The 13,788-nt window shown below is 33.0% G+C and carries 12 protein-coding genes; 3 read left to right on the top strand and 9 right to left on the bottom strand.

Annotated elements, in window-relative coordinates:
• Genes LNP81_RS00835 through LNP81_RS00845 form a run of 3 tightly spaced genes read right to left on the bottom strand, consistent with a single transcriptional unit; the run spans position 1 to position 4,786 of the window.
• Complete coding sequence (locus tag LNP81_RS00835) at positions 1 to 636, bottom strand: hypothetical protein (RefSeq protein ID WP_230032706.1); 636 nt, start codon at positions 634 to 636, stop codon at positions 1 to 3.
• The gene (locus tag LNP81_RS00840; RefSeq protein WP_230032708.1) at positions 633 to 3,092 is read right to left on the bottom strand and encodes a TonB-dependent receptor; all 2,460 of its coding nucleotides are present in this window, start codon (positions 3,090 to 3,092) and stop codon (positions 633 to 635) included. Before LNP81_RS00840 ends, LNP81_RS00835 begins: the two co-directional genes overlap by 4 nt.
• Before the next feature lie 11 nt (positions 3,093 to 3,103).
• On the bottom strand, positions 3,104 to 4,786 hold the full coding sequence (locus LNP81_RS00845; RefSeq protein ID WP_230032710.1) for a M23 family metallopeptidase: 1,683 nt from the start codon (positions 4,784 to 4,786) through the stop codon (positions 3,104 to 3,106).
• Between the two features lie 179 nt (positions 4,787 to 4,965).
• On the opposite strand from LNP81_RS00845, the gene LNP81_RS00850 reads away from it, so the two are divergent.
• The 3 genes from LNP81_RS00850 (at position 4,966) to rny (ending at position 7,327) form a co-directional block, all read left to right on the top strand.
• The gene (locus tag LNP81_RS00850) at positions 4,966 to 5,256 is read left to right on the top strand and encodes a hypothetical protein (RefSeq protein ID WP_230032712.1); all 291 of its coding nucleotides are present in this window, start codon (positions 4,966 to 4,968) and stop codon (positions 5,254 to 5,256) included.
• Positions 5,257 to 5,262: 6 nt separating this feature from the next.
• Complete coding sequence (locus tag LNP81_RS00855) at positions 5,263 to 5,556, top strand: cell division protein ZapA (protein WP_041516860.1); 294 nt, start codon at positions 5,263 to 5,265, stop codon at positions 5,554 to 5,556.
• A 208-nt stretch (positions 5,557 to 5,764) separates the two neighbouring features.
• Positions 5,765 to 7,327: a ribonuclease Y gene (gene rny, locus LNP81_RS00860; protein ID WP_055091880.1), complete on the top strand. Its 1,563-nt coding sequence runs from the start codon at positions 5,765 to 5,767 to the stop codon at positions 7,325 to 7,327.
• Between the two features lie 72 nt (positions 7,328 to 7,399).
• Here the strand turns inward: rny and LNP81_RS00865 are convergent, their stop codons facing one another.
• The 6 genes from LNP81_RS00865 to LNP81_RS00890 all read right to left on the bottom strand — a co-directional run bounded on the left by LNP81_RS00865 (position 7,400) and on the right by LNP81_RS00890 (position 13,774).
• Positions 7,400 to 8,923 (bottom strand): sensor histidine kinase, encoded by a 1,524-nt coding sequence (locus LNP81_RS00865; protein ID WP_230032716.1) that lies wholly within the window; start codon positions 8,921 to 8,923, stop codon positions 7,400 to 7,402.
• 145 nt (positions 8,924 to 9,068) lie between these two features.
• Complete coding sequence (gene xerD, locus LNP81_RS00870; protein ID WP_230032718.1) at positions 9,069 to 9,965, bottom strand: site-specific tyrosine recombinase XerD; 897 nt, start codon at positions 9,963 to 9,965, stop codon at positions 9,069 to 9,071.
• An 81-nt stretch (positions 9,966 to 10,046) separates the two neighbouring features.
• On the bottom strand, positions 10,047 to 10,634 hold the full coding sequence (locus tag LNP81_RS00875; RefSeq protein WP_230032720.1) for a porin family protein: 588 nt from the start codon (positions 10,632 to 10,634) through the stop codon (positions 10,047 to 10,049).
• Positions 10,635 to 10,809: 175 nt separating this feature from the next.
• Positions 10,810 to 12,372, bottom strand: coding sequence for a hypothetical protein (locus tag LNP81_RS00880; protein WP_230032722.1), 1,563 nt, complete (start codon positions 12,370 to 12,372; stop codon positions 10,810 to 10,812).
• A 138-nt stretch (positions 12,373 to 12,510) separates the two neighbouring features.
• Complete coding sequence (locus LNP81_RS00885) at positions 12,511 to 13,017, bottom strand: outer membrane protein (RefSeq protein ID WP_230032725.1); 507 nt, start codon at positions 13,015 to 13,017, stop codon at positions 12,511 to 12,513.
• A 181-nt stretch (positions 13,018 to 13,198) separates the two neighbouring features.
• Positions 13,199 to 13,774 carry a porin family protein gene (locus tag LNP81_RS00890; RefSeq protein ID WP_230032729.1) on the bottom strand — a complete coding sequence of 192 codons (576 nt, stop codon included), beginning with the start codon at positions 13,772 to 13,774 and terminating at the stop codon, positions 13,199 to 13,201.
• Positions 13,775 to 13,788 lie beyond the last annotated feature (14 nt).

Genomic DNA, 13,788 nt, shown 5'->3' on the forward strand with positions numbered 1-13,788 from the left:
TTATTTCGTTTTATTGAATTTTACTAAGGCAAAGATGTTGAGAACTACGATTCCCAGATAAGCTAGAAAAAGATACCAATACTTTTTATACAGCGCTAAAACATATTGAAATTGCTTTTCTTTCCGTTCTTTTAAGATGAACTCTTTATTAGCTTCCCAATAACCACATGTAATGGGAGTTATTTCTCGTAAATTTTTATCAGCCTTCGGTTTTGGCAACATTAAAACAAAAAAATCATTGTTATATTGTTGGTAAGTAGGCATTTGTTCAATTGCTAAAATATCCAAAATTCTAACATAAACTTCATAAGCCATTTTATTTCCCATATGAATCTGAACACCATTTATAGTGTCATTTTCACGATTTAACTTCCTTAAAACAGCCTGAAGATTTTTTAAGCCTTTAGATTCTAAAATTTCAGAACTATTAAAGCTAAAAACCTGATAATTTCTTTTAATAGATTGCAAATTTGACTTGGCAATAAACTTTTCAGGAAAATAGATATCAATACATCCTTCGCTCTTAAAGACACCTGCTTTATACCAAGAATACAAACACAACAACGGAATAAAAACCAAAGATATTATTCCCGGCACGTAAAAAATTCGTTTTCTTTTTTCACGCTTATTTATCATAATCTTGCATTCAGCTTTACATTAAAAACTCTTGAAGTCATATAATTCGGAATCGCGTATTGATTTTTAGAGTACACATCACGAACCCATGTATTGGTTATCGCATTTTGATTATTAAAAAGATTAAAAATCTCTACTCCAACAGATAATTCTTTAAAGTTTTTCAACCATTTTGCCTTAGCTACTTTTGTGCTGCTATCTACAAAAACTTTAGCAAAACCAACATCTACTCTACGATAATCATTCAATCGGTTTTGATACAAATACGGATCTGAATATGCCGGAGCTCCACCTGGCAAACCTGTATTGTAAACCAGATTAAGATATAATTTCACACTCGGAATATTAGGCATATAATCCTGAAACAACATTGCAAATTTCAAACGCTGATCCGTTGGTCTGGCGATATATCCTTTATCTGCATAATTCTCTTCAGTTCTTAAATACCCAAAACTGATCCACGATTCAGTTCCCGGAACAAATTCTCCGTTCAACCTAAAATCAAGACCTTGCGCGTACGCTTTTGCATTATTATTGGCGACATAACGAATTCTCACATTATCGATCGAATATACATTGACATCAGAAAGTGATTTATAATACAATTCCGTTACCCATTTAAAAGGGCGGTTCCACATCTTGAAATTATAATCATTACTCAAAACAATATGTACAGATTCCTGTGCTTTTACATTCGGATTCACAACGCCATCCAGATCACGAAGTTCTCTGTAAAAAGGCGGCTGATGATACAATCCTCCCGAAAGTCTGAAAACCATATCCATATCCCAATCCGGTTTAATGGCAAACTGAGCACGCGGACTAAAAACAATCTGATTTTTTCCTTCAACGGCCGCACCGGAAACATCCCAACTCTGGAAACGAGCTCCTATATTATACCAAACCTGATTAGATCCCAGTTCTGATTTTTTATTGTATTGGGCGTAACCCGAAATCCTGTTGATCGTATTAAAATTGGTAGCTCGAACATCCTGATAAGGCAAAAGCGGTCCTGTATAAGGTTGATACGGTTGATTATTTTTAGGCAAAATAACAATTGGAGGATTAATAGAAAATCCAGCCGAATCGATCATTTCCCATTCTACAATTCTGTCGCGAATAGATTCTCTGGTATATTTTAAACCAAACTCTAACTGACTGTCATTTTTCCATTCCTTAAACCCTTTAATTTCTGCATTTGCGATCAACGCATCAAGATCGTTTCTGGCGTGATTGAGCTGCGAACCAATTCCTCTTGTAAAATCTACTTGAGTCGACCCTTCCTCGCCCACATTTCCTAAACGATATTGTGCCAAAATATCAAAATGCTCCTCCTCTTTTGTATGAAACAGCGAGCCGATAAATTTTAAAGTTAAACTTGGCGAAACCTTATAAGTTGTTTTTAAAGCCCCAAAATAGGTATCGTATTGATCGCGTTCTTTTCCTTCGTAATACACCGCCAGTGACATGGGCTGATCTATTGTTCCAAATTTTGTTTCGCGCGTTAATGGTTCATACAGATATTTATTCTGAGATATATTTCCCAAAAAACTCACCTGCCACTTATCCGAAATATCATAATTTACATTCGTCTGAATATCAGCGAAAGTTGGTGTATAATTGGTTTGTGTATCCTGACTATTTACGAGTAAACTATTGTTTCGATAACGAACACCAGTCACCGCTGACCATTTTTTATTTTTAGAAACGGCATCAACAGAAATGCTTCCGCCCAATAAACTAGCTTCTAGCGAAGCACCAAACTGAGTTGGTTTTCTATACGTAATATCCAAAACCGAGGATAATTTATCGCCAAATTTAGCCTGAAATCCTCCTGCCGAAAAATCAACATTCTGAACCAAATCGGTATTGGTAAAACTCAATCCTTCTTGTTGTCCGGAACGAATTAAAAACGGACGATAAACTTCGACTTCGTTTACATACACTAAATTTTCGTCGTAATTACCACCACGAACCGCATATTGTGTACTGAGCTCATTGTTGGAATTTACTCCCGGTAATGTTTTTAGAATATTTTCGATTCCTGCGTTTGCTCCCGGAATTTTCTTAATGGTAGCCGCATCAACAGTAGCAATTCCCTGAACGCGTTTTCTATTTTTAGTAGAAACAAAAACTTCCCCCATTTGCTCTTCTGAACTGCTCATAACGGGATTAAAAACAAAAACTTCATTAGGTTTTAAACTCACCGTAAGACTCATCATTTTTAATGAAATATGAGTAAAAATCAGTGAAGTTTTTTTATTTGAAGGTACATTGATTTCAAAAAATCCATTGGCATCAGATTGTTTTGTAATACCCAAAGAGGTAATATTCACATCTGGAACAGGACGATTACGATCATCTAAAATAACACCTTTAACATGAGCATTTTGAGCAAATGAAAAACACGTAATACATAAAAAAAGAAAAACGAATAGTTGCTTATTATGGTTCAATCGCTTTGGTTTTATTTTGGTTGACTTCTAAAAAAACGAGTTTCAAAGATAGCAGAATTACCCACATTATCAATCACTTCTATTTTTAAATCGTTTTCTCCTTCCAGCAAAAATTCATTATCAAAAGTATGCGTAATTCTTCTGGCTTTATTTTCATATTCAAATAAAACCCATTTTCCGTTCAGATATCCATTATAAGATTTTATGCCGGATGCAGCATCGCTAGTTGTAAAATCGATTTTTTTCTGGTCGCTGATCCATTTTCCCTCAACAGGTTTTGTAATTTTTATGACTGGAGCAATTGTATCGAGAACCAAACCGTATTGGCCCAATATCTTAGCTTTTGCAGTAAAAGTATCCCCTTTTCTAATGGTTCCGTTATAACTTGTACCTTTCCCGATATACAATTTATCACGCAAAGATTCAGGATAAGTACTGTCCTTAATAGTAATGGTAAAGTTTGAATGTACCGGAACGGTATCATCATGAATGTAAATTCGGTTATTTTTTACATCAAAATTCATATTAAAATCTTCGTAGAAAGTTCCTGCAGGAAAGAAAACCGACATATTATCTTTCTCGAAATTGGAGTCCTTATTATATTTAATAAAAAATTTTGACGTAACAGGTTCTGCCTGCACAAGCGGTGTTGCGGTATCATACTCAATTGGAACTGTAATTGAATTTTGATTTCCGTAAAAATCAGAAACTTCAATTCTGTAAGTAGAAGCCAGATTTGGCTGAGCCGAAATTATACCACGTTCTGAATCTGTTTTAACAATACTTAATGCAAAAGGCGTTTTCATGAAAAGTTTCTGAACACGCTGACTTGTCTTTTTATATCGCGAATAATCAATAAAGGCATTGATGTAACGCATTTCGTCAAACGAATAGGTATTAAACTGATAATTGTAATTTTGATTTCCGTTTAAAAAACTGGAAACATTAAAAACACCGTTTTTGTTATGAGAAACATCATCGGTATCAACAGCATTAATTCCAAAACCAATTTTTCCGTTTGTTTTTACTTTTCCTGCCAGATAAGTTCCGTCTTTTTGAAGCGTCATATTCACCAACAAAGGCTGTTTCGACTGATTCACCGTTGCATTGTCTAAAGGATAAACATACAAACCAGAAAGCGTAGGTTTTTTAGTATCCTTAATATCTTTATCAAATCCAAAAAACATCGGATTGATCACAAATTCTGTTTTACTATCGCGAATTTCAAAATGCAAATGTGGCCCTTCAGATGAACCTGTATTTCCGGAAAGTCCAATTATTTGCCCTTTTGTAACAGGCAATTCGTTTGGCTTAAGAAACATTTCGATTTCATAAGCTTTTTCTTTATAATGCGTTTTTTTTACATAATCCAGAATTTCACCAACAGGAGTTTGTAAATGTCCATAAACTGAAGTATACCCATTTGAATGCGTAATATAAATACATTTTCCGTTTCCAAAAGTCGAAATTTTTATTCTTGAAACATATCCGTCAGCAATTGCGTGTACACTTAATCCTTCTCTTTGATTTGTTTTTAAATCGAAACCTGCATGAAAATGATTGGGCCTTAACTCTCCAAAATTACCGGAAAGCTGCATCGGGATATCAAGCGGTGCGCGGAAATCATTCTTTGGATATTGCGTTTGAGCAAAAATAAAAGGGCAAAAAAACAGGGCAAGTAGTGAGAATTTCATAAGCAACATTTTTGCTAAGATAAAAAAATAAGAGGCCAAAACCGAGTAAAAAGCTACAAAAATACAATTGATTGAATTTCATTTAATTGGTTATTTTTAATGTAAAAAAATCGATAAAAAATTGCATTAATAAAAAGGAATACTAACTTTGTATGATTAAGTAATGAATAGGATTTACAATGAGTGTAATTGCAGAAATAATTGATACTCTTGAATATAAAGTCGAAAAGCTTTTTGAGAAGTCAAAAGCTCTAGAAAAAAATAATCAGGTATTACGATTAGAACTAGCCAAAGCTGCGCAAATTATCCAGAAACAATCTGAAGAAATGGACGCTTTGAAAAAGCAATATGAAACACTTAAAATAGCCAATTCGTTGCTCGGCAGCGACAATAACAAGAGAGAGACAAAGCTTAAAATAAATTCATTAATTCGCGAAATTGATTACTGTATAGCACAACTATCAGACTAGAAAGACATGGACGGAAAGCTAAGAATTAAAATATCAATTGCAGACAGAGTTTACCCATTAACGGTAGAACCTACTCAGGAAGAAGGACTTAGGAGTGCTTCAAAAAAAATTGATGCTATGATCAAGCAATTCGAAGAAAGTTACGCGGTTCGTGACAAACAAGATGTTCTGGCTATGTGTGCCTTGCAATTTGCATCACAAGTAGAACAAAAACAAATTGATAACGCAATCGATGGCGAAGAAACCATCGAAAGAATTAAAAGATTAAATTCGCTATTAGATCAATATCTCGAAAATTAAACGTTCTTTACAGAAACTAAGATACTGCCTACATTAGTTCACAATTGGTAAACTCAACACTAACAAATTAAAGTGAGTGAATCTTCGCTACTATAGTATGCCATGCTTCGGCAAGGAAACTTGAACAGTGAGTTAGCTCAAAACTTGTCTTTACGAGTTTATTCAAGCAATTAATGTAGGCTTTTTTTATATATAAATTTTAACAAACATGGACATAATAACGATCATTATTTCAGGTATTATAGGGATTGCGGCAGGTTTTGCAATCGCTAAAATTATCGAAAAAAGCAATATTTCTAATCTAATCAAGAACGCAAAAAAAGAAGCTTCTTCAATTTTAAAAGATGCTAATTTAGAAGCCGAAAACATTAAAAAAGATAAAATTCTTCAGGCAAAAGAAAAATTCATTGAATTAAAATCTGAGCACGAACAAGTAATTTTAGCCAGAGATAAAAAAGTAGCCGAAGTAGAAAAAAGAGTTCGCGATAAAGAATCTCAAATTTCTAACGAACTTTCTAAAGCCAAAAAAGTTAACGACGATTTTGAAGCTAAAACAAACGAGTACAATAACAAAATTGAAGTTTTAGATAAAAAACAAGCTGAAGTTGACAAATTACACAAAAGTCAACTGCAACAACTTGAAGTAATTTCAGGGCTTTCTGCCGAAGAAGCAAAAGAACAATTGGTTGAAGGCTTAAAAGCTGAAGCTAAGAGTAAAGCAATGTCTCATATTCAGGACACTATTGAAGAGGCAAAACTTACAGCGCAACAAGAAGCTAAGAAAATCATCATCAACACTATTCAAAGAGTTGGAACTGAAGAAGCAGTTGAGAATTGCGTATCAGTTTTCAACATTGAATCTGATGATGTAAAAGGTAGAATTATTGGTCGTGAAGGTCGTAACATTAGAGCGCTTGAAGCTGCAACGGGAGTAGAAATCATTGTTGACGATACACCGGAAGCTATTATTCTTTCTTGTTTTGATCCGGTTCGTAGAGAAATTGCACGTTTGTCATTGCACAAATTGGTAACTGACGGACGTATTCACCCGGCAAGAATTGAAGAAGTTGTGGCTAAAACGGCTAAACAAATCGATGATGAAATTATCGAAGTTGGTAAACGTACGGTTATTGACTTAGGAATTCACGGTTTACATCCAGAATTGATAAAAGTAGTGGGTAGAATGAAATACCGTTCTTCTTACGGACAAAACTTATTACAACACTCAAGAGAAGTTTCTAAACTTTGTGGTATCATGGCAGCCGAATTAGGGCTTAACGTAAAACTGGCAAAAAGAGCAGGTTTACTACATGATATTGGTAAAGTACCGGATACCGAAAGTGATTTACCTCACGCATTGTTAGGTATGCAATGGGCGGAGAAATATGGTGAAAAAGAAGAAGTTTGTAACGCCATTGGAGCTCACCACGACGAGATCGAAATGAAATCATTACTTTCTCCTATTGTTCAGGTTTGTGATGCTATTTCAGGAGCAAGACCAGGTGCAAGACGTCAGGTTTTAGATTCTTACATTCAACGTTTGAAAGATCTTGAAGAAGTAGCTTACGGTTTCAGCGGTGTAAAAAATGCATACGCAATTCAGGCTGGTAGAGAACTTCGTGTAATTGTAGAAAGCGAAAAAGTTTCTGATGATAACGCAGCAAACTTATCTTTCGAAATTTCACAAAAAATTCAAACTGAAATGACTTATCCAGGTCAGGTAAAAGTTACTGTAATTAGAGAAACAAGAGCAGTTAATATTGCGAAGTAATCTCGAAACTCTATAAAATAATAAAGGCTATCTTCTACAGATAGCCTTTATTATTTATATCAATTTAGGATTTTAAACATCGTTAAAGATGATTTTAAAACTAGTCCCTACTCCAACCTCACTTTCAACAGAAATAGTCCCTTTCATAGCTTCAATTTGATTTCTGGTTATGTATAAACCAATTCCGCGGGCTTCCTGGTGTTTATGAAATGTTTTATACATGCCAAATAATAAATCACCGTATACATTCAAATCGATACCTAATCCGTTATCTGTAATTTTTAAGGATTTATGTCCTTCGGGTTCAATCGAAAAATCAAACACAATAACAGGGTCCCGATCCGGATGGGCATATTTTATTGCATTTGTGGCAAAATTCAACAAAACACTTTCCATATAAGCCGGATTAAAATTAATCGTCAAATACTTCGGAACGTTATTTATTATCGTAACATTCTTTTGTTTATCAAATCCTTTAATAGTCGAGATTGTTTTGTCAATATATTCGCAAAGCTTCAATGGTACAACAGCAATATTGATGTTGCTTTGCGTTTTTACAATCTGAGTTAAATTTGAAATTGTATCATTCAAATCGTTAGAAACGGTTCTTAAATGCTCTAGCATTTCATTGACAGTTTGTCTTTCGATATCAGCATCAATAAAGTCCAAAATCGATTTTATATTGCCGGCTTGCGTATTTAAGTTATGCGAAACGATATGCGAAAAATTCACCAGTCGGCTATTTTGATCGCTGTATAATTTCATGGTTTTTAAAAGTTCTAACTCTTTTTCCTTTTGCAAAGAAACATCGGTATGCGTACCAATAACACGTAATGGTTTTCCGTTTTCATCCCTTTTGATCACTTTTCCGCGATCGAGAATCCATTTATAATTACCGCTCGACGTCATGACACGATGGTAATTTTCGTAATACGGAATCTTATTATCAAAGTGTTCCTGAATATCCGAATAATATTTAGGCAAATCATCAGGATGCACAATTTTATCCCAGCGTTCCGGATCATCAAAAATATCAGTCGATTCGAGTTCCAGAATTTTAAGCGATAAAGAAGAATAAAAAACATTATTGGTCACCATATCCCAATCCCAGATTCCGGCAGTTGATGCGTCTAAAGCGAATTGAAAACGCTCTTCGGATATCCGCAGTTTTTCTTCCTTATCTTTTAGTTCTGTAATATCAGAGACATGACCGTAAAAACTAACACAACCATCTGAAGGAGATAATTCGGTTTTAGAAGAAATTTTAAACCAACGCAATCCTTTTTTCGGAAGAACAGCCCTAAATTCAATCTCCCACGGCTTTACTTCTCTTCGCGCTTTGACTAAGGAATCAAAAAAGAAATCACGATCCTGAGGGAAAATTCTATCGTAAATAATGAGTTTTGGATCACTTGAAAACATTTCGGCGGTAAGCTCAAAAATTTCATCAGCAGATTTACTGACAAGTGGAAAAGAATAATTGTTATCACAATCAATGACAAACTGAAAAAGCAAATCAGGCATTTCTGCAAATAACTTCTTATAAAAATTATTCACCTCTAAGCAGTCCTCATTTCCATATAAATCAAAAACCATACGCTACTTATTTTACTTAAATTTAGTGATCAAAATAACATTTAACACAATAAAAGCGCTGTTTATCGATCTTATCTGCCTTTAGTAGAAAATACATCACAATATATTAAATTTTCACTTAAAATAACTGGTCATCGCAAAAAAATTATTTTCGAGGATGATAAGAATGCATTACTTCTTTTAGAAAACTTCGATCCAGATGCACATAAATTTCAGTAGTTGTGATAGACTCATGTCCCAACATTAATTGAATCGATCTTAAATCGGCTCCATTTTCAAGTAAATGAGTAGCAAACGAATGCCTCAAAGTATGCGGACTAATACTTTTATGCAAATTTATTTTTACTGCCAGATCTTTGATAATCGTAAAAATCATGGCACGAGTAAGCTGGTTACCTCTTCGGTTCAGGAACAAAGTATCTTCGTGACCTTTTTTTATCGTTAGATTTACGCGAACTTCTTTGTGATAAATCTGTATGTATTTTTGAGTCAATTTCCCAATAGGCACAAAACGCTCTTTGTTTCCTTTTCCGGTGATTTTTATAAACCCTTCATCAAAAAACAAATCGGAAATTTTGAGCGAAACCAGTTCCGAAACCCTAAGTCCGCAACCGTATAAAGTTTCTAACATGGCTCGATTTCGTTCGCCTTCATTAGAACTTAAATCAATAGCCGCAATAAGCGCATCAATTTCTTGTACCGATAAAGTATCGGGTAATTTACGGCCTGTCTTTGGTGTTTCGATTAATTCCAGCGGATTGTCATTTCTGTAATCTTCAAAAACCAGGTAATTAAAAAAACTTTTTAAGCCTGAAATAATCCGGGCTTGCGAACGCGGATTAACTTCTTTAGCAACAGCATATATAAATTGCTGAATCGTTTCGTCATTAATTTTTAAAGGAGAAACTTCAATTTGATTGGTTTCTAAAAAAAGACACAATCGTTCGATATCAAAACCATAATTTTCGATAGTGTTTTTAGACAGTCCTCTTTCGATCCTTAAATACGATTGATAATCTTTGATGTATCGGTTCCAATTCATACTTACAAAGTAAAAACATTTTTAGACATAAAAAAACCTTCCTGAATCAGGAAGGTTTATAAAATTATGTCGTTGTAAATTTTAAAATTTATAGGCTAATGATAAGGCAAAATTGCTGTTTTTAAAGCTTGCATTATAGAAATCAGGATAATCATCGTAATCATCAGGAACATCTGCGATATCAGAAAGCCCAATGGTATAACGAAAACCTACAGAAAGATCTTCTGTAAAATTATACCCCAAACCTAGATTAAGACCAAAGTCTGACGATTTATACAAATCACCAATGTCTTCGCCTCTACTTTTAGCTGATAATAAAAGCCCAATCTGTGGCCCGGCTTCGACACTAAAAGCATCTGTAATATAATATTTAGCTAAAACCGGAATGTTTAAATAATTGAGTTTGACATTGGTATTCGAATCTCCATCATACCCTTCAACAGTAGTACCTTGTGTAGAAAACAAAAACTCAGGTTGAATTGCAAATTTTTTCGAAACTTTTATTTCTGCAAATCCCCCAATATGAAAACCGGCTAAGGATTTAACATCTTCCTGATAACCCGTAAAATTTGAAATATTCAAACCTCCTTTTACTCCAAATCTGGTTGATTGCGCATTCGCAAATACAAATACCATGCATGTTACAATTGATAAAGTAATTTTTCTCATTTCTATAAATTTAAAATTAATGAACAAAAACAACAATAAAAAACAGAATATTCTTATACAAATATAAAGATTTATCTTTAACCTACTTTTTTAAGTAATTAATTTTCAAAACCATAACAAGTACAAATAAAAAAAACCTTCCTGGATCAGGAAGGTTTTATCTAAAAATATAAATTTATTGAACTCTTGTTGGCTCAACACTTATAGAATACAAACCAGAATTATATTGTCTAGTTGTATAAGCGGTTCCCGTAGTTCCTATAATAACATTATCAGCAAAATTAACTATTACATCACCAAGCATATCATTTCCTTGGGTGAAGGTTCTTTGAACAGTACTTGTTTTAACAACTTTTTGACTTGTACCATATTTAAGACCAACTTTTACTAATTCACCAAAAAAACTGCCACTTGCTTCTACACTAAAATTAGATGCAAACTCAACACTTCTTGATTCGGTTAAAATAGTTGTTTCAGTAAGATCCACCTCCTCAATATCTATTTTAATTGTAGATGCATATTGATCCAAATCCCAATTAAAAATTGGAATATTTAAATTAACATTTTTCAAACTATTAATTTGTCTGTAATAAAAATAATGACCAAACCCAGTTCTTTCACCTCTTATAAAAGTACAATCAAATAAATCATTTCCTGTTGCAGTAAAATATTTTATTATTTCACTACCAATACCATTTTTACCATTAACAATAGTGCGTATTTTAAATTCAAAATTCCCACCAGTCCACGAGCCACCTGATAAAATATTACCTGTTGAATTACCAAGTGCCTTTTCACCTAATGTTGGATCCCCCGTTTGATCTGCAATTGTATTGTAAGCCGCAGTTGGATTTCCTTGCAATGAAAAAGACGTAATAGTCTCTTGAAAGTCATATTTGAATGGCCCCTTAGGCGTTCCTGGCGTTATATTATAATAAATATAATCTCGTTGCCAGCCATCAACATTTGATCCCGTGTATGTATTATAAGCCGTAATAACTTTTGGATCTAATACTGCCGAACTAACTGTCCTTAAAAACCCATTTTTAGAATTCTTAGATTTATCAAAACAATCATCTAAAAATTTATACTCTACACCATTAACTCGACTAACCAAACTAGTTTTTATATTTTTATTATTAGAAATGTTATTAGAAACTATTCTTTCGTTGTTTTTTAATACAATTACTGGAAAAGCAGGAGTATATTTTGCTTCAATAATTTCTTCAGAACCATCTTGATTAATAACAGGAACATCATTTGAAGTAGTAAGTCTAATTGCAACTGCCGGAATTTGAGTTTGAGTATCCCATATTTCAGCAGAAAAAGAATTCTCCGGTAATTCAGGAACAAAAATTGTCAATGTTGGATTATTAATTTCTATTTGATTTAAAAGAGCTTCACTACCCAAATTTTTAATTAAACTTTGTCGTACCGTTATATTATTCTCTAATTTCTCATCTTTAATAGTTTGATACAATACATCATAATCATTATCAAACATTTTTAAAGATTCACTTTTAATTAAATCTCGCAACGCTTTACTTTCATTTAACGATTTTACTAACGCTTTTCCAAACTCTCTTTTAAGATTTGAATCTGCATCGTATAATTTTTCAACCGTTAATTCATTCTTTTCCTTAGTTGTTGGATCAACATTTTCATTTTGATTGTCGCAGCTGGAAAAAGCTAATAAATAAAAAAAACTAAATAATGATAATTTAAAACTTCTGTTCATAATGTAATTACTTTTTAAGTTAATATTACACAATTATAAGTTTTTTTTCACAATAAACAATATTAAATTAAATATTTTCTTATAAATAAAAAAACCTTCCAATTTAGGAAGGTTTTTAAAATATGTTATCTATTCTAATTAGAATTTATAGTTAAATCCAAGGTTTATAGAAGAAAGTGTTAAATCATCTGAAATACCTTTGTAAGAAGCAAATATTTCTATTTTCTCATTTTGGTAACCAAATTTTGGTTGGTAAAGAACACCACCATCACCCTCACCACTTCCAACATAAATTGCATATCCTAAATCTGCACCTACAAATAAATTGTCAGTTAAAGAATATTGAGCAGTTGCAGCAACTGGAATAAAACCAGCATTATCGCCTTCAATTTCGAAAGAACCAAAAGGAGTATCAACAGTAGTCTTTTTTGACAAATAAGTTGTATACCCTGTAGTTGCTCCTACACTAAATTTATCAGCAACATTCCAAAGATAAGCTGCATCTACACCTAAATTTACAGAGTAAGAATCTTTTAGATCACCTAAAATAAAACCTGTGTGCGCACCTACTTTAAAGTGTCCTTCTTGTGCATTTGCAAAACCAAATGCCATAACTGCAATTGCAGATAAGATAATTTTTTTCATTTTTAATTTGTTTTGGTTAAATTAATTCGAGGGCAAATATAGAAATATACTTACCAAAAAATTATTTGTATTTTAACATTTTTTGTAGTAACTAGGCGCAAAATCTTATTAAAAATGTATTTTTCCTACAAAAAAAGCCTTTCTGATTAAGAAAGGCTTTCAAACATTTTATGGTAATTACTTAGAATTTGTAAGCCAATGTCAATGCTAAAACACTGTTTTTTGGGCTATCTAAATACTCTTGTGTATCATCTACTTCGTAGTCAGCAATATTTGACAAACCTACAGTATAACGAAGACCAACTCCTAGATTCTCTGTAAAATTATACCCAAGACCAAAATTGAATCCTGTATCTACTGATTTATAAGAATCCTTAACATCACTATCATCTCTTTTAGCAGATACTAAAAAACCTAATTGAGGCCCAGCTTCAGCAGTAAATTGTTTAGTAATATAAAATTTAGCTAAAACAGGAATATTTATATAATTCAATTTAGTATTAAAATCAGTATTACCAAATTCAAGCTTTGCTCCTTGAGTAGAGAACAAAACCTCAGGCTGAATAGATAATCTTTCGATAATTTTAATTTCAGCAAAACCTCCAACCTGAAAACCTACCAAAGATTTAGCATCGTAATAATTTCCACCAGCAAAAGAAGTAACGTTAAGACCTCCTTTTATTCCAAATCTTGTTTGTTGTGCATTAGTAAATCCAAATGCCATTACTGCTATAGCAGCGAAAATAATTTTCTTCATCTTAATTTGTTTTG

It is taken from the genome of Flavobacterium piscisymbiosum (assembly GCF_020905295.1).
Lineage (GTDB): Bacteria > Bacteroidota > Bacteroidia > Flavobacteriales > Flavobacteriaceae > Flavobacterium > Flavobacterium piscisymbiosum.